We start from the raw sequence: 23,384 nt of genomic DNA on the forward strand, positions 1-23,384 counted from the left end.
CAAAAGGAATTGCTTCATGACCCAGTCAGCAAGCCGACCAGGCACGAGGTCAATCAATAAATTGGCATTGACAATGTGCACGCTGTTGAGTTCTCAAGGACCAGACGCACTCCCCGCTCGACCCACAAAAGGTTCAGCCAGAGAGGCATTCGTCTTGTTCCACCGTCAGACACGTCGAATCACTTCGACTTCTTCGGGGGGATGTTGCCTGAGCGGGACCCCGTCCGGACTGCGCATCCAGGGCTTGCACCCTGTGACCGTCTCGGCCGTTCCGTTCTCCGCCTCAGCGGCAACGAGTGATTACTTTACACACGCCCCGGGGGCCCTGCCAACCGTCGTCCCTCCCGGGCGTGTCGCAGTCGGGTGAACGGCACGTGTCCCCCGGGTTTCCGGGGATCGACGGGGTGAGCGCGACCCCGGGAACGACGGAAGGCACGGTGCGAACCCGCACCGTGCCTCCCGAACGAACCGGACCGACCTACTCGGCCGCTGCCAACTGCCCGCACGCCCCGTCGATCTCCTTGCCGCGGGTGTCGCGCAGGGTCGTCGGGATGCCGGCGGCGTTGAGTCGGCGGACGAACTCGTCCTGCACGTGCACCTCGGACGAGGTCCACACGGAGCCCGGCGTCGGGTTGAGCGGGATCGGGTTGACGTGCACCCAGCCCTTGCCGCGCTTGTTGAGCTTCTCGGCGAGCAGGTCGGCTCGCCAGGCGTGGTCGTTCATGTCCTTGATGAGCGCGTACTCGATCGAGACACGACGGCCCGTCTTCACGTAGTAGTTGTGGGCGGCGTCGATCGCCTCGTCGGCCTTCCAGCGCGAGTTCACCGGGATGAGCTCGTCGCGGAGCTCGTCGTCGGGTGCGTGCAGGGACAGCGCGAAGGTGAGCGGGATCCCTTCGTCCGCGAGCTTGATCATCGCCGGCACCAGGCCGACGGTCGACACCGTGATGCCGCGGGCACTCATGCCGAGACCGTTCGGCTGCGGTGCGACCATCAACCGCACAGCGTCCATCACCCGCTTGTAGTTCGCGAGCGGCTCCCCCATGCCCATGAACACGATGTTCGTCACACGCTCGGCATCGACGCGGTCGTGGCCGCCCTTGCGCGGATCGCCCCCGAGCTCACCGGCGGCGATCGCGGCGTTGGCCCGGACGATCTGCTCGATGATCTCGGCGGTGGACATGTTGCGGGTCAGCCCCGCCTGGCCGGTGGCGCAGAACGGGCAGTTCATGCCGCACCCGGCCTGGGACGAGACGCACAGGGTGATGCGGCCCGGGTAGCGCATGAGGACCGACTCGACCAGGGCGCCGTCGTGCAGCTTCCAGAGGAACTTGATCGTGTCGCCGTTGTCCGTCGCCAGCCGCCGGGTCTCGGTGAGGAGCGGCGGCAGCATCCCGGCGACGAGCTGCTCCCGCTGGGCGGCGGGCAGGTCGGTCATCTTGGCCGGGTCGGACGTGTAGTGCTGGAAGTAGTGGGTCGCGAGCTGCTTGGCGCGGAACCCGGGCAGGCCGAGTTCCTTCACGCGGGCCTCGCGTTCCTCGGCCGTCAGGTCGGCCAGGTGCACGGGCGGCTTGCCACGCTTCGGGGACGCGAACTGCAGCAGCGGGCGACCGTCGGTGTCGGTGGCCTGCTTCCAGCCCTCGGTGCGCGGGCGCACCTGCGGACGAGCAGACTGCTGCTGTTCGAACGGGGTGCGGGTGTCGGAAGCCATCACTCCAGGATACGGGAGGCCCGTGATCGGTGGGGACGCCCCGTCCGGGTGGTCCTGCTGGTCACCACCACGGCCGCACCACGGCTGGTCGGGTCAGCTGCCGGCGGGCAGGACGCGCGCGAAGTGGTGCGCCGCCGAGTACATCGGGACGATGTCGACGACCTCGCCCGGGTGCGGTGCCTGCAGGACCAGCCCCTGGCCGAGGTACAGGCCGACGTGGTCCTCGTCGTCGTACACGACGAGGTCGCCCGGCAGTGCCTCGGACTCGGGGATCGTGGTGGCGACGGCGTCCTGCGTCGGCACGTAGTGCACGAGCTGGATCCCCACCGCCTGGTAGGCGACCATCGTGAGCCCGGAGCAGTCGATGCCCTCGTGGCTCGCGCCGCCCTCGACGTACGGGTCCCCCATGTACTGCAGGGCGGTCTGCACGATCGTGGCCCGGTCGCCCCCGGCCGAGAGTGCGGCGGACAACGCGGACTGTGCCTGCGCGGTCGTCACCCCGAAGCGGAGGTCGAGCGTCGGGTAGGACACGATCGTCGTCGTGGTGGTCATGCCGTCGGTGGAGACCACGGGGACCTGGACGTCGTGCGCCACCGTGAAGGTCTGGGCGTCCTGCGCCGTGGTCGTGCCGGAGCGGGTGTCCGCGGGCAGCGTGTCGGCGTTCGCGGGCAGGGCGAGCGTCAGGCTCGAGGTCACCGCGATCGCGGGGGCGAGCAGGATGGCCGCGCGCTTCGCGTTGGCGGAACGGCGGATGTGCCGCGGGTCGACGGCGCGCTCGGCACGCAGGGTGGCGGTCCGGCTCAGCACCGCACTGCCCGCCGACGACGCGACGGGGGCGGGACGCGGCTGCATCCGCACGGTCCGGGCCGGCTTCGGGTGCTCGACGAAGGTGGAGCGGGCGGCCGCGGGGCCGAGGGCCGAGCGGCGACCACGGGGACGGGACTGCTGCGTGTCCGGCGTCAGCGGCGCGGGGTCGACCGCGGGGTGCGTGTGCGTTCGCGCGGGCTGACGGTCGTCGGCTGCTGCAGGCAGGGTGTGGCGTCCCATGGGTCCTTCCGGGTCGGGACCACTCGGCGGTCCGGAAAGTAACGTATTGGTCACGACGGTGCCTGCGGCTGGGCAGCGCCGGAGTGTTCCTGCAGCTGGTCACAGGAACGAGCACCGCTCGCAGGCCACTCCGACGGCGCGCACGGGCGTTCCGGAGCCGGCCCGCGGCGGTGGACCCGGGTTCAGACCGGCGTGACCCGCATGACGGCGGCGATCCGGGCCTCCCGGTCGGCCGCCAGGCGGTCGAGGCGAGCCGACAGCGCGACGACCGAGGCGTCCACCGGGCTGTCCCCCGAGATGTCCCCCGGGATCGGGACCCCGGCGCGGACCGCGAGTGGCAGCACGCCCGCCCAGACGGTGTGGTCCTCACCGTCCTTCGGGTCCTCGCCGACACCGTGGGCTCGGACCTTGACGCTCGCGCGGTCGAGGGGCAGCTGGAGGACCTGGGTGGCGCGGACCTCCTTCGCGGTCATCTCGCGCACCTCGGCTCGGCGGCCCGGCATGAGGTGGTCGGCCACCTGCCAGAGGGCTTCGGTGCGCAGGTCGGTCGGCACCACGGTGGCGCGGCCGGCGACCATCGCGCTGCGGTAGTTCGCCGAGCTGTCGTTGGTGGAGCGTGCGAAGACGAGACCGTCCAGGTGCGTGATGGTGGCGGCGACCGGGACGCCCTCGGCCCCGGCGTCGAGGAACAGCCCACCACCGGTCGAGCCGTGCAGCAGCAGGACGGGGCCGTCGCCGAGGTCCCCGACGGCGCAGAGGAACGGCAGGACGACGGGCTGGCCACCGCGGACGATGCCGACGTGGGCGACGTGGGCCTCGGCGAGGATCGCGTGCAGGACGGCGGGGTCGTCGGTCTGGCGGTCGCGCAGGCGGCGGACGCGGAGCGAAGGGCCGTCGGTGGGCGGTTCCGGTTCGGGGCTCGAGGTGGGCATGTCGTCACGCTAGGGTCACCAGTGGTCCGGTGTCTGGACCAGATCGGGGCGATCACGATGGACCAGTCGAGCAAGGTGTCCGGTGTGGTGGCACGGGTGCGCGGGATGGTGCACGACGGCACCCTGCGCGAAGGCGATCCGCTGCCGTCGACGCGGGTGCTGGCAGCGGAGCTCGGGGTGGCCCGGGGCACCGTCGTCGCGGCGTACGAGCAGCTCGACGGCGAGGGGTACCTGCGGACGCGGCACGGTGCCCTCGCGCGGGTCGCGGCGGACCTGCACGGTCGGACGACGAGTGCGCCGTCGGCCGTCGGCACGGACACCGCCGGTCCCGGCTCCGGCGCGGTCGGCGTCGCGGCCGCTCCGCCGTCCGCTCCGCTCATCGACTGCCGTCCGGGCATCCCCGCCGTCACCGCCATCCCGCAACGGGACTGGCGGGCAGCCTGGCGCGCAGCGGCCTCGGCCCCGCTCCGGAACGCGATCGCGGACCCGCTCGGCTCCCCCGACCTGCGGGCACAGGTCGTCGCCCAGCTCGGCCTGACCCGCGGGTTCACGGCGACGGTCGACCGGGTGCTCGTGACCGCGGGGACCTCGGAGGCGCTGTCGCTCGTCACCGAGGCGCTTCGGGGGCTGCTGGGTCGCGCTCCCGTCGTCGCCGTCGAGGACCCCGGCTACCGCACCGGACACCGTGCGATCACGAGCGCTGGTGGATCCCTGGTGGGCGTCCCGGTCGGCGAGGACGGCCTCGACCTCGACGCGCTCGAGGCCGCCGGACCGGTCGACGCCGTCCTGGTCAGCCCGACGCACCAGTACCCGCTCGGGTCGGTGATGCCCGTCGCCCGGCGCCGGCGGCTGCTCACCTGGGCCGCCACCACCGGCACCGTGGTGGTGGAGGACGACTACGACTCCGAGTTCCGGCACCGCGGCGCTCCCGTGCCCGCGCTGGCCGCACTCGACGCCGAGGGCGTGGTGCTGCACGTCGGCGGCTTCTCGAAGACGCTCGACCCCCGGCTGCGCTGCGCGTACGTCGTGCTGCCGACGGTCGCGGCGACGGGTTCCCCGGTGACGGAGGCGGTGCTCGCCGCTCGTCGGGCTCGTGGCGCGGTCGTCGCCGAACCGGTGCAGGCCGCGCTCGTGCACCTGCTGCGGACGGGTGGGCTGCGGCGGCACCTGGGTCGGGTGCGTCGCGACTACACGCACCGCCGGGCCCGGATCGCGGCTCGGCTCGGCGACGTCGCCGGCCTGGAGGCCCGTGCCCTGAACGGCGGACTGCACGCGGTGGTCACGTGGTCGGGTCCGACCACGGGGGCGCGGATCGCGCGTCGGCTGGCGGACGCCGGGGTGCTCGTCGCGACGCTCGAGGAGTACGGGCTCGCGCCGGGCAGCACGCCGCCGGGCATCGTGTTCGGCTACGGCGCCGTGACGATGCCGGAGCTCGACCGCGCGCTCGACGCGCTCGTGACGGCGGTCACGGGACCCTGATCCGGGTCGTCAGCCGCCGTACTGGGCGGTGCCCACGACGTTCGACCCGGCACCCCGGCACGCGGTGATCAGGGTCCGCCCGACGAGTTCCCATTCGGGAGTCATCTCGAGCGCCGGCCCGGACTTCGGTGCGGGGTGCGCGTCGAGGTACTCGTGCGCGTAGTCGATCGCGTCGTCGAGCTCCTCGTCGGTGCTCGACAGGTGCTCGTAGCCGAAGCGTTCCGCCGCGATCAGTGCCTGGTACTGCGCCTCGGAGAGATCGCCCTGGCTTCGCCCGACCGTCGCGTTCAGCGAGATCGTCGTCAGCGCAGTGATCTGGCCGCAGATCGCCGCAGCACTCCGGTCTTCCTCCATCGGGTCCGTCGCGCCGCCCGCTGGCTGGGCGTCCGAGGTCTCCGAGGTCCGCGTCGGGGTCGACGTCGGCCGCGCCGCTGCGTCGGCGTCGGCGTCGGCCGAGCAGCCGGCGAGCGAGCCGGACACGAGGACCGCGCTCACGACGACCAGGGGCAGTGCGGACCGGAAGGAGACCATGGACGTCATCGTGACAGCACCCTCGTGCTGCTCGCGTCGTCGTGTCCTGATCGAGACCTCGTCGAGACCGGATCGTGAGCTTGCGTCAGCGGGACTCGGCGGTGCCGTTCTTCCGGGCGTTCACCAGGTCGGCCAGGGACGGCTCACCGGCGTCGCCGGGCAGTGCGTGTCCGCGGCGGGCGGCCTTGCGGACCTGTCGGTAGGTGGTGACGTGCAGGGGGTCCACACCGTCGGCGGACTCGTAGTTCGACGGGGCAGTGGTGGTGGGTGATTCGGTCATCGCGACGGACGGTACGCGTGCCGGGAGCCGACGAACCACGTGCTGCGTTCCGCGGCCAAACAGGGTCCGAACGGGTGGAGCAGCCCTGGTGCGATGCCGGATTGTTCGCATAGAATGCGAACATGTTGATCACCGTCGACCCGCAGGCGCGAGCGACCCTGGCGGAACAGGTCGCCACCCAGATCCGGCACGCGATCGCCCGCGGCGAGCTGCGGAACGGCGAACGGCTGCCCGCTGCGCGGGACCTCGCCGCCTCGGTCGACGTCAACATGCACACCGTCCTGCGCGCCTACGCGCTGCTGCAGGAGGACGGACTGATCGAGTTGCGGCGCGGCCGCGGCGCGACGGTCCTGCGATCGGGCAACGCCTCGTTCGACCGGTTGCGCACGCTCGTCGACGAGCTGCGCGACCAGGCGGACACCCTGGGTGTCTCGCTCGACGACCTGTTCACGATGATCAAGGGGGCACGATGACGACTCGACCGATGACCACGGGCACACGGCTGGCCGTGACGGCACCAGGGCTCCTGGTCGCGGTGGGACTGGTGCTCACCGCGGTCCTCGCGGCGTCCACCATGCCCGCGCGGATCGCGATCCACTTCCGGACGGACGGCACCGCGGACGGTTGGGGGTCACCGTGGACGGCTTTCTGGGTCACCCTGGCGGTGGCACTGGTGGCCGTCGTCCTCGCGTTCTCCGCGCTGCGCTGGCGCGACAGGCGGACAGCAGCCACGGTCCTGCTCGTCGCGAACCTGCTGGCCGGGACCCTCGGCTCGGCCTGGGTCGTGCTCGCGTGGACGAACACGGCCGGCGACGGCACCCTGTCCCCCTGGTGGACGGTCCCGTTCCTGCTCGTCGCCGTGGTGGTCGCCGCCGTCCCCGTGCTCGCACTGTTCCGGGTCGCTGCACCCGTGCCGGCCCACGAGGTCGCTCCCCTGGTGGTCGGGCCCGACACCCGCGTCGCCTGGCGCGCACGCGTCGGCAGCCGGTGGTTCGCGGTGATCGGGGCGGTCGTCGTGGTCCTCGGCGTCGGCACCGCCGTCTGGACGGCATCGGCCGGGGTGACGACGGCGGTCGTCTCCGGACTGGCGATGGTGATCGCGGGGATCGCCGTGCTGGTGCTGGCGCGGGTGGAACTCACCGTCGACCGTCGCGGCATGCGGCTCACGTCCACCTGGACGAGGATCCCCCTCATGCGCGTCCCGCTGGAGCGCATCGAGTCGTGCGGGTGGGAGCAGGTGACCCCGGGCCAGTGGGGCGGCTGGGGCTACCGGATCTCGGGCCGCGGCGTCGCCTACGTCGTGCGGTCCGGGCCGGGGCTGGTCGCGCGGCTCCGCGGCGGGCAGGCGCGGATGGTGACCGTGCCCGACGCTGCGGGCGGTGCCGCAGCCCTGGGCGCGCTGCTCGCCGGGCGCGAGACGGCCTGACGGGGCCGCACCGGGCCTCCAGGGCGGTGCGGCGGGTTCGGCGGCGGGCGTGAGACGGGTCAGAGGCTCGTCATGCCGCCGTCGACGCGGAACTCCGCTCCGGTGGCGTAGGACGACTCCGCACTGGCCAGGTAGACCATGATGCCGGTGACGTCGTCGGGGGTGCCGGGGCGGCCGAGGGGCGTGCGGGCGACGATCGCGGCTCGGGCCTCGGGGTCACCGGAGATCGCCGACACGAGGCCGGTCTCGGTGTAGCCCGGCACGACCGTGTTCACCCGGATGCCGTCCCGCGCGTAGGCCATCGCGGTCGCCCGGACGAGTGCGTGGATGCCGCCCTTGGTCGAGGAGTACGCCGCGAAGTCGGCGCCCTCGCCGTTCAGGCCGGTCGGCGACCCCGTGGCGATGACCGACCCGCCGGTGCCGCTCGCGAGCATCACCCGGACGGCGTGCTTGATCGTCAGGAACGTGCCGGTGAGGTTGACCGCGACCGTGCGGTCCCAGGTCTCCAGCGACAGGTCGGCGACCTTCGCGTCGTGACCGAACAGCTGCACACCGGCGTTCGCGACCACCACGTCGGGGCTCGCACCACGGTCGGCCAGTCCGGCGAACCCCGCGGCCACGCTCGCCTCGTCGGCGATGTCCATCGTGAGGCCGATCGCGGTCGGGCCGGCTGCGGCGGCGGCACCGGCGGCCGCATCGGCGTCGCGGTCGGCGTAGACGACGGTCGCCCCTTCGGCCACGAACCGGTCGGCGATCGCGCGGCCGATGCCGGACCCCGCTCCCGTGACGAGTGCGGTCCGGCCGTCGAGTCGTGCGGTCATGTGGGACTCCGTCCTCGGAGCAGCGCTGCTCCGTCACACCCATCATTGCCCAACCGGTTGACCGGTGCTAGGCATGCACCATGACTGCGACGTCGAACGACGAGATCGTGTCCGTCGGGCCCTGGCGTCTGGCCCTGCGCGGAGCCGAACTCGCCGACGTCACGTTCCGGGGCACGCTCGTCCTGCGCGCCATCCGGTTCGTCGTCCGCGACCACGACTGGCGCACCGCCGACGACACCGTGCTGACACGCACGGTGGACGGTGACGATGAGCGCATCCGCATCGAGACCAGCGAACGGTACGACGGCGTCGAGGTCGTCCGCACCGTCCTCGAGGTCACGGTCGACGACGACACCCTTCGGGTCGCCGCGGTCGGGACGGTCACACGGGCCTTCCGCCGCAACCGCATCGGGCTCGTCGTCCTGCACCCGCCGACCCTGGCCGGGCAGCTGCTGACGGTGCGGCACCCGTCCGGTGGCGTTACCGCGACGGCGTTCCCGTTCTGGATCGCGCCGCACCAGCCGGCCGTCGACGTCGCCGGGCTCGACTGGGCTGCGGGTCCGGTCGCGCTGTCGCTCGACCTGACCGGCGACGTGTTCGAGACCGAGGACCAGCGGAACTGGACCGACGCCTCGTTCAAGACGTACTCGACGCCCCTCGCCGAGCCGTTCCCGGTCGCGATCACGCCGGGGACGACGGTCCGGCAGGGGCTCACCCTGCGTGCGACGGCGGGCGGTCCAGCAGGTGGTCCGGGCACCCGGTCGCCAGGCGCGGCCTCCCCCGCCCGGACCTGGCGGCACTCGACGGGCCCGCTCCCGGTGCCGTGGTCACGCCGCCGCCGACGCTCCAGCTGCTCGCGGGTTCGGCACCGGTCGCTGCGCGCCCGGACGACGCCGACCTGCTCCGCGGGTTCCCGATCCTGGTCGAGCCGACCCTCGGCGCCCCGAACGTCGAGGCGGTGCTCGCCTCGGCCCGGCGGGACGCGGGTGGCGCTCCCCTGGACGTCCGGTTCGTCACCGACGACCCGGTGCTGCTGCGCGCGGCGATCGACGCGGTGCTCGAGGGCGGGCCGGTGGCGCGCGTCGGGGCGTTCGACCCGGTGTCGCACGTGACGACGCCGGCGCTGCAGCGGGCACTGCGCGAAGCGGCGGCAGCGGTCGGCGCGCTGGAGGTCGTCGCCGGTACCCGGGCCCACTTCACCGAGCTGAACCGCTCGATCGCGGTGTTCTCGGGTTGGGACGGCCCCCTGACCTGCAGCGTGACGCCGCAGATGCACGACCGGTCGCCCGAACAGGTGACCGAGTCGATCCGGATGCAGCGCTGGGTGGTGAGCAGCGCCTCCAGGCTGGCCGCCGGCAGGGCGCTGCACGTCGGACCGGTGACGCTGCGGCCACGGTGGAACGCGGTGGCGACGGCGCCGACCCGGGTGGTGACGGACGCGACCGTGGAGCACGGCTACGGCCCGGAGACCGTTCCGGACGCGACGGACCCGGCGCAGCACACGTCGGCCGCCGCGCGGTGGTTCGCCGACGCGGTGCGGGCGCTGACCGTGCCGGGAGTGGTCTCGATCACGCTGGCCGAGGCGTGGGGGCCGCGGGGGTTCGTGTCCGCCGACGGCACGGGGAACGCCCCGCCGGAAGGGGGTCGGCGGGGCGTTCCGGTCCGGGCGCGCTGACGGGTCGGCGCGGTGGTCGGTGGTGGTCCGGCTCAGCGCCGGACGGCGTCGATCTTGAGCATCTTCGCGATGACCGAGTCGAGCTCGCTGTCGTCGAAGACCTGCTTCCAGTCCTCCTTGATGAGCTTCTCGCGGCCGTAGCCCATCGCGATGTGGCAGGCGTCGGAGAACGGGTTCGAGCCGCGCAGGCCATTGGTCAGCGCGATCCACGTGTGGCCGTAGAGCATGGCGCGGGCGGCCTCACGGGGCACGCCGACACCGGTGACCGTTTCTTCGAGGGCGTCGTTGAGGAAGTCGCCGATCATGCAGGCGATCGTCTCGACCAGGGTCGGCTCGAGCACGGCCAGCTGCTTCACCGTGACCCAGTGCACCTGGATGACCGGGGCGTACATCGTGGTGATGACGGCCTCGGCGACGGCCTTGGCGCGGTCGCCCTCGTCGCCGAGCGACTCCGAGGCGTCGAAGGCCGCGATGACCTCCTGCGGGGCGGCGATGCCACCGAAGGTGTCGTCCCACTCGGCCTTGGTGGTGCGCTCGAGGAACACCGACGGGTGGCACGGGTGCGCCACGGCGTAGTGGATGTCCTCGCGCTTGGCGAGGAGACCCGCGTAGGCGGCGGCCGGGTCGAGCGTCAGGATGCTGGCGCCTGACTTCATGACGGGGACGAGCTGCTCGGAGATGGTGCCGAGCAGGACGTCCGGGACGGCGAGGATGACGACGTCGGCGGCCTTCGCGGCGTCGAGGCTGTCGGTGATCTCGCGGCCGAGGGCCTGGATGCGCTCCTGGCCGGCGGGCGAGGCCTCGCTGTAGAGGGTGGTGTACTCGCTCTTCGCGAAGTTGTTCGAGACGCGGGTGCCCATCTTGCCGCCGGCACCGATCACGGCGACGGTGACGTCGGCCGTGCCGGATCCGGCAGCGACGGTGTGGGGGGTGGTGACGGTGTCGGTCATGATTCCTTGCTCCTGATGTACTCGATGGTGTGTTCGGTCCACGCCGCTTCGATGCGGGTGGTGGTCTGTGCGGGGGTCTCCCCCGGCAGCGGTTCGGCGCCCGCGTGCTCGTCCTGCCACGGCAGCCAGAACTCGATGACGCGGTTGATCCCACGGCGGTCGGGCTCGACTGCGGCTCGGACGGCGGTGTAGTCGAGGATCCCGGTGCCCGTGCGGACGCCGGTGTACTGGAAACCGACCCAGCCCGGTGAGCGGGTGAAGGCGGAGTCCTTGACATGCCAGTTGACGACGTGCGGGGCGGTCATCGCCACGACGTCCCCCGGGTGTTCGAGCCGTGCCACGGTGTTCGCCGGGTCGAGGCAGACGCCGAGGCGGTCGGAGCCGATCGCCCGGACGACCGCGACGAGGTCGGCGGTGGCGACGACCTCGTAGGTCTCCAGCGCGAGGGTCACGCCCGCACGCTCGTAGGCGGGGAGCGCCTGCCGCAGGCGTCGTTCGGTTTCGGCCGCGTCCGGCTGGTCGTCGCCGCTCGTCCACATGCTGCGCACGAGCGTTGCGCCGAGCTGCTGCGCGACGTGCAGGTACCGGGCGAGGTGCTCCGGCCGGGTGCCTCGGGTGCCGACCTCGAGCGTGAGACCGAGGTCGGCGGCCAGGGACCGGATCGAGGCCAGGCGCTCGTCGGTCGCGGTGTCGAGCGGCAGGTGGTCGCAGATCTGGAACAGGTCGACGCCGTCGTGCGACGCGGCGTCGCGCAGGGCGTCGTCGAGGGACATCGGCGACGGGACGCAGTCGGACATGCGCCAGAAGTAGGCGTAGGTGGAGAGGCCGAGCAGGGAGGTCATGCCGGTGCTCCGTCCTGCGTCGCGGCCAGCGCCTCGGCTTCGTCGAGGATCGTGCGGATCGCCTCGGGGTCGTGGGCGAAGCGGCCGAGGAACAGGCCGCCGATGCGTCCGGCACCCCGGGTCAGCAGGCCCGGACCGGCACTGCCGCCGTAGATCGCGACGGAGCCGGCGAGCTCCGGCCGGGTCGCCAGGTGCTGCTCGATGCCGGCCAGGACCGCGACGATGTGCTCGTCGGGCGCGGGCTGCGGGGCACCGATCGCCCACACCGGCTCGTACGCGGCGATGAGCGGTCCGGCGAGGCCGTCGGCGGTCGCGGTCGCCAGGAACCGGTCGAGCTGCGCGGTGACCTCGGCGATCGCGGCCGCGGGGTCGCCGTCGGCAGCGCGCTCGGTCTCGCCGATGCAGACCAGGGGCCGCAGGTGGTTGCGGTACGCCGCGTGCACCTTGCCGGCGATCTCGTCGTCCGTCTCGTGGAACAGGGAGCGGCGCTCGGCGTGTGCGATCTCGACGAGGTCGACCCCGATGTCACGGAGTTCGGCGCCGGAGACCTCGCCGGTGAAGGCACCCTCGTCGGCCCAGGCGAGGTCCTGGGCACCGAGCAGCACCGGAGCGCCTGACCCGGTCAGGATCGCTCGGACGGGGACGAGCGACGGGAACGTCGGCACCACGAAGAGCTCGACCGCGCCGGACCGCACCGCCGGGTGGCTCCGGGCGATGTCGGCCACGGCGGCCGCCCACGCGAGCGTCCGGGCATGGCTGAAGTACATCTTGAGCGACACCCCGATCGTCACCGGGGCGGCCGCCGTGGTCGCGGGCATCAGGCGTCGGCCCCGACCGGGGCGGAGCCGTCGTAGGCACAGATCGCGTTGACCTTCTCGGCGCTCGCGCTCGTCCGGTCGAAGGTGTAGCCGAGCCACTCCTTCGCCATCCGGCGCGCGACCTCGACCCCGACGACGCGCTGGCCCATGCAGAGCACCTGGGCGTCGTTCGACAGGATCGAGCGCTCCACCGAGAACGAGTCGTGCGCGGTCACGGCGCGGATACCGGGGACCTTGTTCGCCGCGATCGCGACGCCGAGGCCGGTGCCGCAGATCAGGATCGCGCGGTCGGCCTCGCCGTTCGCCACCAGACGGGCGGCGTCGACGGCGACGTGCGGGTAGGCCGTGTGGCCGTCGGCGTCCACGCCCACATCGACGACGGAGGCCACGCGGGGGTCCTTCGCCAGGTCGGCCTTGATGACCTCCTTGTAGTCGAAGCCGGCGTCGTCCGAACCGACGACGATGCGGAACTGCTGCTCACTCATGCGGGTGTGCCTTTCGTGGTGGGGGTCAGGCGGGGACGGCGATGGTCGTCAGGACAGCGGCGGTGATGAGCGCGAACGAGATCGCGCCGGCGTCCGGGGTGCCGACGGCGTCCTCGCCGTGGGTGCGGGCGCGGCCCATCCGGGGCAACAGGTCGGCCGTGGCGTCCGCCGCGGTCTGTGCTGCGGCCGAGGCGGCCGACCAGGCGTCGACGAGTTCGTCGCCGGCGGCGACCCGGGCGGAGAAGACCTGGTCGAACGGCACGAGCGCGTCGACCATCGTCTTGTCGCCGGGGACGGCTCCGAAGGCCAGGACGGCTTCGGCGGCGGCGTGCACCGCGCTCTGGACGGTGGCGGGTGTCGGACGGGACTCGTCCCCGAGGACGCGACCCAGGGCCTCCAGGGCGGCACCCCAGATCGCACCGGACGTCCCACCGGCCTTGTCGGACCACGCGTCGCCGGCGATCGCGAGGACCGAACCGGCGCCGGCGCCACGGGCGGCGGCGTCCTGTGCCGCACGGTCGGCGGCGGTGGAGCCGCGCTGCATGCCGATGCCGTGGTCGCCGTCACCGGCGACGGCGTCGATGCGGCCGAGCTCGTCGGCGTGGTCGTCGATGGTGGCGCGGATCGCGGTGATCGCGCTCGCGACGCGGGCAGCCGAGGACTGGGACTCCTCGGTGCCGGGCGTCACGGGCACGACCACGCCGGCTTCGAGCACCTCGACCGGCACGGGCTGCTGCGGGACGGCGCCGCCCTTGCGGTACGCCGGGGCGTCGGCGGGGGCGGCCCAGAGCTGCTCGAGTTCGTCGTCGAGCCAGAACAGGGTGAGCGAGACGCCCGCCATGTCGAAGCTCGTGACGAGTTCGCCGACCTCGGGCTCGACGACGACGATGCCGGCGTCGGTGAGCTTCCGCTGGACGGCGCCGAAGACGACGAAGAGTTCCTCGTACTTCACCGAGCCGAGGCCGTTGAGGATCGGGACGACGCGGGGGCCGGCGGGTGCTGTTGCGGTGTCTGGTGCGGTGCCGTGTGTTGTGGTGCCGGTGCCGGTGCCGTCGGGTCGCTCGGTGAGGAGCTTGTCGACGAGCAGGTCGGCCAGGCCGTCCGCGGTGGGGACGTCGGCCTCGGCGATGCCGCGTTCGCCGTGGATGCCCATGCCGATGGCCATGCGCCCCTCGGGGACGGTGAAGAGCGGCTCGTCGGCGCCGGGCAGGGAGCACCCCGAGAACGCGACCCCGAAGCTGCGGGTGCGGGCGTTGGCCCTGGTCGCGATCGCGGTGACCGCGTCGAGGTCGTCGCCGCGTTCCGCGGCCGCGCCGGCCACCTTGAACACGCAGAGGTCCCCCGCGATGCCGCGGCGCTTGTGTGCCTGGTCGGCGGGCGCGGACGCGACGTCGTCGGTCACGCGGACCGTGCGGACGTCGATGCCCTGCGCTTCGAGTGCCCGTGCCGCCGCGTCGAAGTTGAGGACGTCGCCGGCGTAGTTGCCGTAGCTCAGCAGCACGCCGCCGCCGTGCTCGGACGCCCTCGCGACCGCGGTGACCTGCTGGGCACTCGGGCTGGCGAACAGGTTGCCCATCGCGGCACCGGCCGCCAGGCCGTACCCGACGAGGCCACCGAAGGCCGGGTAGTGGCCGGAGCCACCGCCGACGACGAGCGCGACGGTGCCCTCGGGGCTGGTGGTGGAGCGGGCGACCCCGCCGTGCACCTTGCGCACCCGGGCGCGGTTGGCGGCGACGAAGCCGTCCACCATCTCGTCGGCGAAGTCCGCGGGGTCGTTGAACAGGCGGGTCATGCGCCGGCCTCCTTCGCGATGGCGGTCGGTCCGTCCGTGGCGGCGACCGCGGTGTCGGCTGCGGACTCCGCGGCGGCCGCTTCGTTGCGCTTCGTGTTCCGGCCGAGCACGAACATCAGCACGCTCGACAGCACCATGAAGAACCCGACGATGAACATCGGCACCTGGTACCCGCCGGTCCACTCGCTCACCGCACCCGTGATGTACGGAGCGGCGAACCCACCGAGGTTGCCGACGGTGTTGATGAGGGCGACCCCCGCGGCTGCGGCGGCACCGGTCAGGAACTGCGTCGGGACCGTCCAGAAGTTCGGCAGGGCCGCGAAGATCGCACACGCGGTGATCGCGATGACCGCGACGGTGGCGGCCGGGCTGTTCATGTAGAGCGCGACCGGGATGCTCAGGCCACCGACCAGGGCCGGGACGGCGATGTGCCAGACCCGGACGCCACGACGGAAGGCGTCACGCGACCAGAAGTACAGGACCACCGCGGCGGGCACGTACGGGATGGCCGTGATGAGGCCCTTCTGGAACAGGTCGAACGTGGTGCCGAACTGCTCCTGGAAGCCGTCGATGATCGTCGGCAGGAAGAAGCTGAGCGCGTAGAGGCCGTAGATGAAGCCGAAGTACACCGCGGCGAGCATCCAGACACGGCCGGAGCCGAAGGCCGCACGCAGGCCGCCCTTGCCGTGACCGTCCCCGCCGCCCTTCGCGGCACTCTCGGCAGCGAGCGTCGTCTCCAGCCAGACCTTCTCGTCCTCGTCGAGCCACTTCGCCTGCGACGGCTTGTCCTTGAGGACGAAGAGGCACAGGACGCCGACGATGATCGCCGGGATCGAGACGCAGAGGAACATGAAGCGCCATCCGGCCAGGCCGCCGAGGATCCCCTCGTGGGTCATCAGCCAGCCGGCGAGCGGGGAACCGATGACGCTCGTGAGCGGCTGCGCCAGGTAGAACAGCGCGAGCATCTTGCCGCGGTGACGGGCCGGGACCCAGGTCGACAGGAACAGGATCGCGCCGGGGAAGAAGCCGGCCTCGGCGATGCCGAGCAGGAAGCGCAGGCCGACGAGCTGCGGGTAGTTCTGCACCCACGTGAAGAGCAGGGACACGATGCCCCACGTGATCATGATGCGGGCGAGCCAGATCCGGGCGCCGAACTTGTGCAGCGCCAGGTTGGACGGCACCTCGAGCACGAGGTAACCGATGAAGAACACACCGGACGCGAAGCCGAACTGGGCGGCGGTCAGGCCGAGGTCGGCCTCCATGCCGTTGGGGGCGGCGAAGGAGATCGCGGTGCGGTCGAGGAAGTTGATGAAGAACATCAGTGCCACGAACGGCACGATGCGGATCGCGATCTTGCGGATGGCCGTCTTCTCGACGACCGAGGTGGGGATGCCTCGCGTGGCGGGGATGTCCACGATGACTCCTGCTCGGTGGGGGTGGTACGACTCCCGTCCTGGCGGCTGCGCCGGGACGGTCCTGGCGGCTGGGCTGGGACGGTCCTGGCGGCTGCGCCGGGACGCTCCTGGCGGCCGGGCCGGGATGTTCCGGTCGGCTTCGCCGGGACGCTCCGTGCTGCTGCGCGGATCGAGAGCGGGCGCATCGGTGCGCCTGATCCAGTGTGCGTCGCGGTCGGTCAACTTGTCAACCGGTTGACCATTCCGCGCGTTCCGCGCTGCTTCTTGCGCAATGTCGGCCGCCTCAGCGCCGCTCCCCACGCAACCGGTTGACCGACCGGTACGCTCACTGCATGCCCGCGTTCAGCCCGGACGACCCCCTCAACATCCGACTCGAACTCGAGTCCGTGCCCGTCGGGTCCCCCGCCTCGGTGGTCGCCCGACAGCTCGTCTCGCTGCTCACCGCCGGCGAACTGGCCCCCGGCTCACGGCTGCCCTCGGAGCGGATCCTGTCCGAGCGGCTCGGCGTCGGACGCTCGGCCGTCCGTGAGGCCCTCGCCGCCCTCGAGATCCTGGGCATCGTGCAGATCCGCCCAGGCTCGGGTACCTACCTGCGCGGAGGCACCTCGGACCTGCTCCCGACGACCCTGTCGTGGGGCCTCATGCTCGCGTCGAACCGCACCCGCGAGCTGCTCGAGATCCGGTCCTCGCTGGAGCGCACGGCCGCGATCCTCGCCGCGCAGCGCGCCACCGATGAGCAGATCACCGAGCTCGGCGAGTACCTGGTCCGGCAGGAGGCGACGCTCGACGACCCGCAGGCCTTCATCGACGCCGACGTCCGGTTCCACGTCCTGCTGGCGCGGGCGTCCGGCAACGACGTGCTCGCCGACCTGCTGCAGAGCCTGCGCTCGATGCTGAGCGTCTGGGTCGCGCGGCGCGTGCAGACCCGGCAGGCGACCGAGGCCGCGTTCCACGAGCACCGCGCCGTCTTCGAGGCCTTGCGCGTCCGCGACGTGTCCGCCGTGCAGCGCGCGATGGACGCGCACATGGCCACGGCGAGCGCACGCATCGAGCACGCCGAGCCGCTGCCCGCCGACGAGTAGGGGGGCGCTCGCGGTCGCTCGCTCGCTTCGTGAGCAGGAATGGTCGGGTCCGTCGAGCCGACCCGACACCTTCTGCTCACGATCGGGGCGGACGGGAGGCCCGGGTCGCGCCCGCCTCGCACGGTGCGGTGTTGCCGGGTCGGCAACACCGCTTGGGTTCGGCCCGGCACGTGCACTGGAGTAGCTGCATGCAGACCCACCACGACGGCTCCGCCGCCGGACCTGCCACCGCCGCCACTGCCGCCACCGCCACACCGTCCGCCCGGGAGTGGTGGGAGGCCCGCTACGCCGAGCGCGACGGCATCTGGTCCGGCCGGGTGAACGCCGTGCTCGCCTCGGTGACGTGGGGGCTGCCGGTGGGGCGGGCGCTCGACCTCGGCTGCGGCGAGGGCGGCGACGTGGTGTGGCTCGCCGAGCAGGGCTGGGACGTGACGGGCATCGACCTGTCCGTGACGGCGCTCCAGCGTGGTTCGCGGGCTGCCGTCGCCGCCGGGGTGCAGGACCGGACGGCGTTCGTCGCCGCTGACCTCGGCCGGTGGGACACCGCCGCGCGGTTCGACCTGGTGACCGCGTCGTTCCTGCAGTCGTGGCCGGTGGAGATCCCCCGAGCCGACATCCTGCGTCGGGCCGCCGGCTTCGTCGACGTCGGTGGGCACCTGCTCGCCACCGCGCACGCCGCTCCCCCGCACGACGACCTGCCGCCCGAGCTGCGGGAGTACCGGTTCCCCGCGCCGGCCGACGACCTCGCCGCCCTGCAGCTCGACGACCGGTGGGACGTCCTGGTCGCCGAGGTCCGGCCGCGCACCGCGACGACACCGGAGGGTGACCCGCACGAGGCGCTCGACAGCGTCGTGCTCGCCCGGCTGACGCGCGGGTAGCGTCGGTGGTGTGAGCACCGACGACGGCATCCGCGCACTCGTCGTGGACGGCGTCGAGGTCGCCGTCGAACACAGCGGCGCCGGCACGATCGCCACGTCGTCCCCTCGCCCGTACCTGCACCCGGTCCGGACCCTCGGCGGCACCGTCGTCAGCGCGCACCACCCCGGCGACCACGACTGGCACTGCGGCGTCGGCGTCGCGATCCCCGACGTCGACGGCGTGAACTGCTGGGGCGGCCGGACCTACGTCGCGGGGCTCGGCTACGCCTGGCGCGACGACCACGGCTCGGTCGAGGTGGTGCACGCCGAGCAGCACGACACGATGTCCACCGAAGCGCTCGTCTGGCGGGGTCCGGACCGCGCCGTGGTCCTGCGCGAGGACCGCACCCTCCGCTGGCGTGCGGTCGCCAGCGGGTGGGAGCTGTACTGGTCGTCGACGTTCCGCACCCCGGGTGACACCCCGGTGCACCTCGGGGGCCCGGGCAGCAACGGCCGAGCCGGAGCCGGCTACGGCGGCTTCTTCTGGCGGTTCCCCGAGTGCACGGGGGTCGCCGTCCGGACCGCCGACGCCGAGGGCGAGACCGCCGTGCACGGCTCGATCACACCCTGGATCACCTGGTCGGCGGTGTTCGACGGCGGTCCGGCGACGATCCGGATCGAGGCCCTCGACCACGACGACCCCTGGTTCGTCCGCGCCGAGGAGTACCCCGCGATCGGCTCGGCCCTGGCGTGGGACACCCCCGCCGTCGTGCAGCCCGGCGAACCGCTGGTCCGCTCGTTCCGCGCGACGATCACCGACGGCGCTACGCTCGCTGGATGAGCACCGGGGACTGGGAGTCACGCGTCGCCGCGCTGTGGGACGACGAGACGATCGACGACCAGCAGCGGATCGAGCGGATGCGCGACCTCGCCGCCGACGCTCCGCACGCAGCGCTCGGCGCGTTCGAGCTCGGGGGTGCCTTCGACTCAGGCGGACACGAGGCCGATGCCGACGTGCAGTACGCCGCCGCGACCGCAGCCGGCCTGGACTCCGTCGACCCGGACCGCGCAGCCAGGATGGTCGTCCAGCACGCCTCGACCCTGCGGAACCTCGGCCGGATCGACGCGGCCATCGCGATGCTCCGCGACGCGCCGGAGCACCCGGCCACCGGGGCGGCACCGCGGGTGTTCCTCGCGCTCGCCCTGCACAGCGCGGGACGCTCCGCCGAGGCGCTGCGCGTCGCGATCGAGGCCGTCGAGCCGACACTCCCCCGGTACCACCGGTCCGTCCGAGCCTACGCTGCGGCCCTCACCGAGCACTGACTCGCGTCAAGCGATCGCGATCTCACCCCGTGCGAGCAGTGCACGGGTCCGACCGGCGTCGGCAGCCGGTGGCCGGCCGTGCAGCGCGCGGTAGTCACGCGAGAAGTGCGAGGCGCTCCGGTACCCCACCGCCGCCGCAGCCTGGGCGGCGGTGTCACCGAGCACGATCATCCGCCGCCGGGCCTCCCCCAGACGCAGCCGCCGCAGGTACTGCACGGGGCTCATGCCGGTGACCTGCCGGAAGCGTGCGAACAGTGTCGACTCGCTCGTCCGGACCGCCGCAGCCAGGACCGCCACCGACCACGGGTCCGCCAGCCGTTCTGTGAGCAGGGCGGTGGCCGCGGCGACGACGTCGCCGTCCCGGTTGCCGATCGCGGCAAGGATGCGCGATGCCTGGTCCGTCTGCAGCAGGCGGAGCACCACCTCGCGGGTGACGAGCGGGGCGAGGACGGCCATGTCCTCCGGAGCATCGAGCAGTCCGACGAGTCGGGCGAACGCATCCGCCAGGGCCGGGGTCCAGCTGCCGAGCCGTGCCGGCGGCGCCTCGTCCTGGTGCGGGCGGGACATCGCCGTCGCGACCTCGGCCACCACCGCGGGGTCGAGCTGCCAGACGACCGCGACGAACCCCGCGGGTGGTTCGACCTCGACCACCCCGGCGATCACGGGCAGGTCGACGGGCGTGATGATGAAGCGTTCCCGACCCCAGAGCTGGTCGTCGTCCCCCACTATCGAGCGCTTCCGTCCGGCGAGCACCACCGACACCGACGGCGTGTAGCGCTGGTACCCGAGGTCGGTCGGACGGTCGACCCGGGCCAGGCGGAGGCCGAGCCGTCCGGCGCGTTCCGTGTCGTCGAGGTGGGCGAGGACGCTCCGCAGCGCACGGTCCAGCCGGTCCGAGGTGACGTCGTCCATGTGCCCATTCTGTCGAGGCATCCGACGCGAGTGGTGCCCGCGCGGGATCCGGCAAGCACTCCGGAGTCCTGGGCAATCACCGCCGGGTCCGTCGGACCGAGCATCGGAGCATGCAGACCAACGAAGCACTCCTCGACTCCCTGACCACCGACGACCGACTGGCCGGCCGCGCCGCGCTGGTGACCGGCGCCTCGAGCGGCATCGGTGAAGCCGTCGCCCGTGTCCTCGCCGCCTCCGGCGCCACCGTCGCGGTCGCCGGCCGCGACCCGGAGCGCACGCAGGCCGTGGTGGACACCATCACCGCGTCCGGAGGCACCGCCGTGGCCGTGATCGGCGACCTGAACACCCACCCCGACGCGGTCCGTGACCTCGCCGCCCGCGCCACCGAGGCCCTCGGCGGCCGGGTCGACGTGCTCGTCAACAACGCCGGCGTCTACCCGGTCGGCCCCACCGCACTGCTCGCCGACGACGACGCCGAAGCCCTCTGGGCCACGAACGTCCGCGCGCCGCACGTGCTGGTCGGAGCGCTGGCCCCTGCGATGGTCGAACGCGGCTCGGGCGTCGTCGTGAACGTCGGCTCGTGGATGTCCCGCGTCGGTGTCCCGTTCACGGCGCTCTACCCGGCGACGAAGGCCGCGGTCGAGCAGCTGACCCGCGCCTGGGCAGCCGAGTTCGGACCGCACGGTGTCCGGGTGTCGACCGTGTCGCCCGGGGCCACCGCGACACCGGGCAACGCGGACTCGCACGACGTCCTCGCGCAGATGACGGCGGGCACCCCCGCCGGAGCACCCGTCCGCCCCGTCGACGTCGCCTTCGCCGTGCGCTGGGTGGCCTCCGACGAGGCGACCTTCGTGCACGGCGCCACGATCGACGTGGACGGCGGCCTGGCCGCGACCCGCCTCGGCTGAGCGCGCCCCGCACGAACGGGCGGAACACCCGGGTCGACACACGGACACACCCCGACCTTTCGCCCGCTCGGCAGCGCCGCCCCACCGCGCACGAACCCCCACCACCACGAACGGGCGGAACACCCGGGTCAGCACACGGACGCACCCCGGCATTTCGCCCGCTCGGCAGCGCCAACCGACGCGCACGAACCCCCACCACCACGAACGGGCGGAACACCCGGGTCAGCACACGGAGGCACCCCGGCATTCCGCCCGCTCGGCAGCACCAACCGACGCGCGAACCCGCACCACCACGAACGGGCGGAACACCCGGGTCGGCACACGGAGACACCCCGGCATTCCGCCCGCTCGGCAGCACCAACCGACGCGCGAACCCGCACCACCACGAACGGGCGGAACACCCGGGTCGGCACACGGAGACACCCCGGCATTCCGCCCGCTCGGCGGGAGTCGGTCAGCCGGGCATCGGATCCGCGAGTGGTCACGACGCACCGCTGGCAGGTGGTCGAGCGGTCACGGACCGTCGCGCGGGAGCGCGCCAGGCGAAGAATCGTGACCGCTCGGCGGACGGCGTGGGCGCGGCGGGGGGCGCGACCACCACGCGGTCGGGAGGCGCGGTGCGGGCTGGCACCGGGCCTCCCGTCAGGCGGTGTGGTCGCCGACCACCCGTGGGACCGGCAGCGAGTCGCTGGTCGTGCGCAGGGACTCCTGGCGGATCTCGAGCTGCGAGACGGCGAGCGCCGCAAGGTCGCGGAGGTTCGCGAGGTCGTCCTCGGTGGCCTGCCGCGGGCGGGTGTCGAGCACGGCGAGGGTGCCGATCGGTGCGCCGTCGTGCTTCACGAGCGGGACGCTGACGTAGAAGCGGATGCCGAGCGGGCCGGTGACCAGGGGGCTGTTCCGCATTTCGGGGTGCGCGGAGCCGTCCGGGATCACGACGGGGACGGGAACCGGGGCGAAGCCGTTGCGGAAGCTGATGCTGCGGGCTGCCTCGTCGACGCCCTCGGCGATGTACGACTGGGACCACTCGCGGTCCTCGTCGAGGACCTCGACCAGGGCGATCGGAGCGTCGAAGAGCCGGGCCGCCATCGCCGTGGTGCGCTGCAGCGACTCGTCGGGCAGGGTGTCGAGGGTCGCCGGGCGGTCGGTCTCGGGGCGCATCGGTACCGGAGCCGTCTCGTCGGTCGGCTCGACCACGTGGTCGCTCGTGGCGGTCTCCGCGATCACGACGTCGCGGAGCATCGTGACCAGCTCGGCGCCGAGCGGGCGGGCCGCGGGGTCCTGCGCAGTCATGGCACGGAGCAGGTGCTTCCAGTGCTCGGGCAGGGGCTCGGGGACCACGGGGTCGCGGGACAGCCGGGCGACGGCGGACTCGACGAGCGAGCCCGGGAACTCGCGACGGCGGGTGAAGCACTGCAGCAGCACGAGGCCGAGCGAGTAGACGTCGCTCGGCGGGCCGACCTCGCCGCCGCGCGCCTGCTCGGGGCTGAGGTACGCGGCGGTGCCGGTGGTCACGCCGTCGGCGGTCAGGCGTTCGACGCCGGCGGCGAGCGCGATGCCGAAGTCGGTCAGGCGCGCGCGGGCCCGGTCGGAGCCGTTGCCGTAGTCGACGAGCAGGATGTTCGACGGCTTGATGTCGCGGTGCACGACGCCGTGGGCGTGGATGTAGTCGAGGGCCTCGGCCATGTCGTAGCCGATCTCGGCGATGTGCCGCGAGGCGAGCGGGCCGACGGCCAGGCGCTCCTCGAGGTCCTGCCCGACGACGAGCGACATCACGATGTAGCGCTGCTGCGTGCCGTCCTGCCCGGTGACGACACCGGCGTCGAGCAGGCTGACGAGGTTGTGGTGCTCGAGGGACGCCAGCACGCCGAGTTCGGCCTCCTGCCGGGCGATGTCGACGATGCCTGCGTGGAAGAGCTTGATCGCGACCGGGCGGTGCAGGCTCTCGTCCACACCCCGGTAGACGACGGACATGCCGCCCTGGCCGATCGCTTGCTCCACGCGGTACCGACCGTCGAGCAGCGGCGCGCTCGCGTCGTGTTCTTCCGTCGGGATCATCCAACCCTCGTTCTCGGCTCCGGCACCAACGATGCATCTTCGC

At 72.8% G+C, this 23,384-nt stretch carries 24 protein-coding genes; 10 read left to right on the plus strand and 14 right to left on the minus strand.

What is annotated here, in order from left to right:
* Window positions 1-478: 478 nt before the first annotated feature.
* The 3 genes from rlmN to DEJ00_RS17320 all read right to left on the minus strand — a co-directional run bounded on the left by rlmN (window position 479) and on the right by DEJ00_RS17320 (window position 3,690).
* On the minus strand, window positions 479-1,711 hold the full coding sequence (rlmN, locus tag DEJ00_RS17310) for a 23S rRNA (adenine(2503)-C(2))-methyltransferase RlmN (protein ID WP_027465106.1): 1,233 nt from the start codon (window positions 1,709-1,711) through the stop codon (window positions 479-481).
* Window positions 1,712-1,804: 93 nt separating this feature from the next.
* Window positions 1,805-2,758, minus strand: coding sequence for a C40 family peptidase (locus DEJ00_RS17315; protein ID WP_051596640.1), 954 nt, complete (start codon window positions 2,756-2,758; stop codon window positions 1,805-1,807).
* 182 nt (window positions 2,759-2,940) lie between these two features.
* Window positions 2,941-3,690 carry a pyridoxamine 5'-phosphate oxidase family protein gene (locus DEJ00_RS17320; protein ID WP_111058211.1) on the minus strand — a complete coding sequence of 250 codons (750 nt, stop codon included), beginning with the start codon at window positions 3,688-3,690 and terminating at the stop codon, window positions 2,941-2,943.
* Between the two features lie 21 nt (window positions 3,691-3,711).
* Between DEJ00_RS17320 and DEJ00_RS17325 the strand changes: the two genes are divergently transcribed.
* Window positions 3,712-5,169 (plus strand): PLP-dependent aminotransferase family protein, encoded by a 1,458-nt coding sequence (locus DEJ00_RS17325; RefSeq protein ID WP_111058212.1) that lies wholly within the window; start codon window positions 3,712-3,714, stop codon window positions 5,167-5,169.
* Between the two features lie 9 nt (window positions 5,170-5,178).
* On the opposite strand, the gene DEJ00_RS17330 is transcribed toward DEJ00_RS17325, so the two are convergent.
* Both DEJ00_RS17330 and DEJ00_RS17335 read right to left on the minus strand, forming a co-directional pair.
* On the minus strand, window positions 5,179-5,700 hold the full coding sequence (locus DEJ00_RS17330; RefSeq protein WP_146248006.1) for a hypothetical protein: 522 nt from the start codon (window positions 5,698-5,700) through the stop codon (window positions 5,179-5,181).
* A gap of 85 nt (window positions 5,701-5,785) precedes the next feature.
* The gene (locus DEJ00_RS17335; RefSeq protein ID WP_071246336.1) at window positions 5,786-5,980 is read right to left on the minus strand and encodes a hypothetical protein; all 195 of its coding nucleotides are present in this window, start codon (window positions 5,978-5,980) and stop codon (window positions 5,786-5,788) included.
* Between the two features lie 122 nt (window positions 5,981-6,102).
* Between DEJ00_RS17335 and DEJ00_RS17340 the strand changes: the two genes are divergently transcribed.
* Together DEJ00_RS17340 and DEJ00_RS17345 are read left to right on the plus strand one after the other, a co-directional pair.
* A complete protein-coding gene (locus DEJ00_RS17340; protein ID WP_027465110.1) occupies window positions 6,103-6,453 on the plus strand; it encodes a GntR family transcriptional regulator in 351 nt (116 codons plus the stop codon).
* A complete protein-coding gene (locus DEJ00_RS17345) occupies window positions 6,450-7,406 on the plus strand; it encodes a DUF1648 domain-containing protein (protein WP_254066391.1) in 957 nt (318 codons plus the stop codon). Before DEJ00_RS17340 ends, DEJ00_RS17345 begins: the two co-directional genes overlap by 4 nt.
* 59 nt (window positions 7,407-7,465) lie before the next feature.
* Here DEJ00_RS17345 and DEJ00_RS17350 read toward each other — a convergent pair whose 3' ends face one another.
* Window positions 7,466-8,227, minus strand: coding sequence for an SDR family NAD(P)-dependent oxidoreductase (locus tag DEJ00_RS17350; RefSeq protein ID WP_111058215.1), 762 nt, complete (start codon window positions 8,225-8,227; stop codon window positions 7,466-7,468).
* 80 nt (window positions 8,228-8,307) lie between these two features.
* On the opposite strand from DEJ00_RS17350, the gene DEJ00_RS18660 reads away from it, so the two are divergent.
* Both DEJ00_RS18660 and DEJ00_RS17360 read left to right on the plus strand, forming a co-directional pair.
* A complete protein-coding gene (locus DEJ00_RS18660) occupies window positions 8,308-9,339 on the plus strand; it encodes a hypothetical protein (RefSeq protein ID WP_111058216.1) in 1,032 nt (343 codons plus the stop codon).
* On the plus strand, window positions 9,255-9,902 hold the full coding sequence (locus DEJ00_RS17360; protein WP_181440228.1) for a hypothetical protein: 648 nt from the start codon (window positions 9,255-9,257) through the stop codon (window positions 9,900-9,902). The genes DEJ00_RS18660 and DEJ00_RS17360 overlap by 85 nt, the downstream gene beginning before the upstream one ends.
* 32 nt (window positions 9,903-9,934) lie before the next feature.
* On the opposite strand, the gene DEJ00_RS17365 is transcribed toward DEJ00_RS17360, so the two are convergent.
* From DEJ00_RS17365 to DEJ00_RS17390, 6 genes are read right to left on the minus strand one after another with little or no spacing between them, the layout of a single operon-like run.
* A complete protein-coding gene (locus DEJ00_RS17365; RefSeq protein WP_051596643.1) occupies window positions 9,935-10,852 on the minus strand; it encodes a phosphogluconate dehydrogenase C-terminal domain-containing protein in 918 nt (305 codons plus the stop codon).
* Window positions 10,849-11,694, minus strand: coding sequence for a sugar phosphate isomerase/epimerase (locus tag DEJ00_RS17370; protein ID WP_111058218.1), 846 nt, complete (start codon window positions 11,692-11,694; stop codon window positions 10,849-10,851). Before DEJ00_RS17370 ends, DEJ00_RS17365 begins: the two co-directional genes overlap by 4 nt.
* Entirely contained in the window at window positions 11,691-12,512 is an 822-nt protein-coding gene (locus tag DEJ00_RS17375; protein WP_111058219.1) for a triose-phosphate isomerase family protein, read from the minus strand. The genes DEJ00_RS17370 and DEJ00_RS17375 overlap by 4 nt, the downstream gene beginning before the upstream one ends.
* A complete protein-coding gene (locus DEJ00_RS17380; RefSeq protein WP_111058220.1) occupies window positions 12,512-12,997 on the minus strand; it encodes a ribose-5-phosphate isomerase in 486 nt (161 codons plus the stop codon). The genes DEJ00_RS17375 and DEJ00_RS17380 overlap by 1 nt, the downstream gene beginning before the upstream one ends.
* A gap of 25 nt (window positions 12,998-13,022) precedes the next feature.
* The gene (locus DEJ00_RS17385; protein WP_111058221.1) at window positions 13,023-14,789 is read right to left on the minus strand and encodes a dihydroxyacetone kinase family protein; all 1,767 of its coding nucleotides are present in this window, start codon (window positions 14,787-14,789) and stop codon (window positions 13,023-13,025) included.
* Window positions 14,786-16,204, minus strand: coding sequence for an MFS transporter (locus tag DEJ00_RS17390; RefSeq protein ID WP_111058222.1), 1,419 nt, complete (start codon window positions 16,202-16,204; stop codon window positions 14,786-14,788). The genes DEJ00_RS17385 and DEJ00_RS17390 overlap by 4 nt, the downstream gene beginning before the upstream one ends.
* A 332-nt stretch (window positions 16,205-16,536) precedes the next feature.
* Here DEJ00_RS17390 and DEJ00_RS17395 point away from each other — a divergent pair, with 332 nt between their 5' ends.
* From DEJ00_RS17395 to DEJ00_RS17410, 4 genes are all read left to right on the plus strand, one after another.
* Window positions 16,537-17,286, plus strand: coding sequence for a FadR/GntR family transcriptional regulator (locus DEJ00_RS17395; protein ID WP_027465119.1), 750 nt, complete (start codon window positions 16,537-16,539; stop codon window positions 17,284-17,286).
* A gap of 188 nt (window positions 17,287-17,474) precedes the next feature.
* Window positions 17,475-18,164: a bifunctional 2-polyprenyl-6-hydroxyphenol methylase/3-demethylubiquinol 3-O-methyltransferase UbiG gene (locus tag DEJ00_RS17400; protein WP_111058223.1), complete on the plus strand. Its 690-nt coding sequence runs from the start codon at window positions 17,475-17,477 to the stop codon at window positions 18,162-18,164.
* 10 nt (window positions 18,165-18,174) lie between these two features.
* A complete protein-coding gene (locus DEJ00_RS17405; protein WP_111058224.1) occupies window positions 18,175-18,984 on the plus strand; it encodes a PmoA family protein in 810 nt (269 codons plus the stop codon).
* Window positions 18,981-19,466, plus strand: a complete 486-nt coding sequence (locus DEJ00_RS17410) for a tetratricopeptide repeat protein (RefSeq protein ID WP_111058225.1) — start codon at window positions 18,981-18,983, stop codon at window positions 19,464-19,466. Before DEJ00_RS17405 ends, DEJ00_RS17410 begins: the two co-directional genes overlap by 4 nt.
* Before the next feature lie 6 nt (window positions 19,467-19,472).
* Here DEJ00_RS17410 and DEJ00_RS17415 read toward each other — a convergent pair whose 3' ends face one another.
* A complete protein-coding gene (locus DEJ00_RS17415) occupies window positions 19,473-20,378 on the minus strand; it encodes an AraC family transcriptional regulator (protein WP_111058226.1) in 906 nt (301 codons plus the stop codon).
* A gap of 110 nt (window positions 20,379-20,488) precedes the next feature.
* On the opposite strand from DEJ00_RS17415, the gene DEJ00_RS17420 reads away from it, so the two are divergent.
* On the plus strand, window positions 20,489-21,286 hold the full coding sequence (locus tag DEJ00_RS17420) for an SDR family NAD(P)-dependent oxidoreductase (protein ID WP_111058227.1): 798 nt from the start codon (window positions 20,489-20,491) through the stop codon (window positions 21,284-21,286).
* Between the two features lie 642 nt (window positions 21,287-21,928).
* On the opposite strand, the gene DEJ00_RS17425 is transcribed toward DEJ00_RS17420, so the two are convergent.
* The gene (locus tag DEJ00_RS17425) at window positions 21,929-23,341 is read right to left on the minus strand and encodes a GAF domain-containing serine/threonine-protein kinase (RefSeq protein WP_081827251.1); all 1,413 of its coding nucleotides are present in this window, start codon (window positions 23,339-23,341) and stop codon (window positions 21,929-21,931) included.
* Window positions 23,342-23,384: the final 43 nt, after the last annotated feature.

Source organism: Curtobacterium sp. MCLR17_039 (assembly GCF_003234745.1).
Lineage (GTDB): Bacteria > Actinomycetota > Actinomycetes > Actinomycetales > Microbacteriaceae > Curtobacterium > Curtobacterium flaccumfaciens.

What these genes read in the sequence shown, in the direction of transcription:
- DEJ00_RS17400 (WP_111058223.1), top strand. Translation starts at nt 17,475, where the DNA reads ATGCAGACCCACCACGACGGCTCCGCCGCCGGACCTGCCACCGCCGCC.
- DEJ00_RS17335 (WP_071246336.1), bottom strand. Translation starts at nt 5,980, where the DNA reads ATGACCGAATCACCCACCACCACTGCCCCGTCGAACTACGAGTCCGCC.
- DEJ00_RS17425 (WP_081827251.1), bottom strand. Translation starts at nt 23,341, where the DNA reads ATGATCCCGACGGAAGAACACGACGCGAGCGCGCCGCTGCTCGACGGT.
- DEJ00_RS17345 (WP_254066391.1), top strand. Translation starts at nt 6,450, where the DNA reads ATGACGACTCGACCGATGACCACGGGCACACGGCTGGCCGTGACGGCA.
- rlmN (WP_027465106.1), bottom strand. Translation starts at nt 1,711, where the DNA reads ATGGCTTCCGACACCCGCACCCCGTTCGAACAGCAGCAGTCTGCTCGT.
- DEJ00_RS17375 (WP_111058219.1), bottom strand. Translation starts at nt 12,512, where the DNA reads ATGCCCGCGACCACGGCGGCCGCCCCGGTGACGATCGGGGTGTCGCTC.
- DEJ00_RS17410 (WP_111058225.1), top strand. Translation starts at nt 18,981, where the DNA reads ATGAGCACCGGGGACTGGGAGTCACGCGTCGCCGCGCTGTGGGACGAC.
- DEJ00_RS17315 (WP_051596640.1), bottom strand. Translation starts at nt 2,758, where the DNA reads ATGGGACGCCACACCCTGCCTGCAGCAGCCGACGACCGTCAGCCCGCG.
- DEJ00_RS17320 (WP_111058211.1), bottom strand. Translation starts at nt 3,690, where the DNA reads ATGCCCACCTCGAGCCCCGAACCGGAACCGCCCACCGACGGCCCTTCG.
- DEJ00_RS17370 (WP_111058218.1), bottom strand. Translation starts at nt 11,694, where the DNA reads ATGACCTCCCTGCTCGGCCTCTCCACCTACGCCTACTTCTGGCGCATG.
- DEJ00_RS17420 (WP_111058227.1), top strand. Translation starts at nt 20,489, where the DNA reads ATGCAGACCAACGAAGCACTCCTCGACTCCCTGACCACCGACGACCGA.
- DEJ00_RS17385 (WP_111058221.1), bottom strand. Translation starts at nt 14,789, where the DNA reads ATGACCCGCCTGTTCAACGACCCCGCGGACTTCGCCGACGAGATGGTG.
- DEJ00_RS17395 (WP_027465119.1), top strand. Translation starts at nt 16,537, where the DNA reads ATGCCCGCGTTCAGCCCGGACGACCCCCTCAACATCCGACTCGAACTC.
- DEJ00_RS17380 (WP_111058220.1), bottom strand. Translation starts at nt 12,997, where the DNA reads ATGAGTGAGCAGCAGTTCCGCATCGTCGTCGGTTCGGACGACGCCGGC.
- DEJ00_RS17415 (WP_111058226.1), bottom strand. Translation starts at nt 20,378, where the DNA reads ATGGACGACGTCACCTCGGACCGGCTGGACCGTGCGCTGCGGAGCGTC.
- DEJ00_RS18660 (WP_111058216.1), top strand. Translation starts at nt 8,308, where the DNA reads ATGACTGCGACGTCGAACGACGAGATCGTGTCCGTCGGGCCCTGGCGT.
- DEJ00_RS17365 (WP_051596643.1), bottom strand. Translation starts at nt 10,852, where the DNA reads ATGACCGACACCGTCACCACCCCCCACACCGTCGCTGCCGGATCCGGC.
- DEJ00_RS17330 (WP_146248006.1), bottom strand. Translation starts at nt 5,700, where the DNA reads ATGGTCTCCTTCCGGTCCGCACTGCCCCTGGTCGTCGTGAGCGCGGTC.
- DEJ00_RS17340 (WP_027465110.1), top strand. Translation starts at nt 6,103, where the DNA reads ATGTTGATCACCGTCGACCCGCAGGCGCGAGCGACCCTGGCGGAACAG.
- DEJ00_RS17350 (WP_111058215.1), bottom strand. Translation starts at nt 8,227, where the DNA reads ATGACCGCACGACTCGACGGCCGGACCGCACTCGTCACGGGAGCGGGG.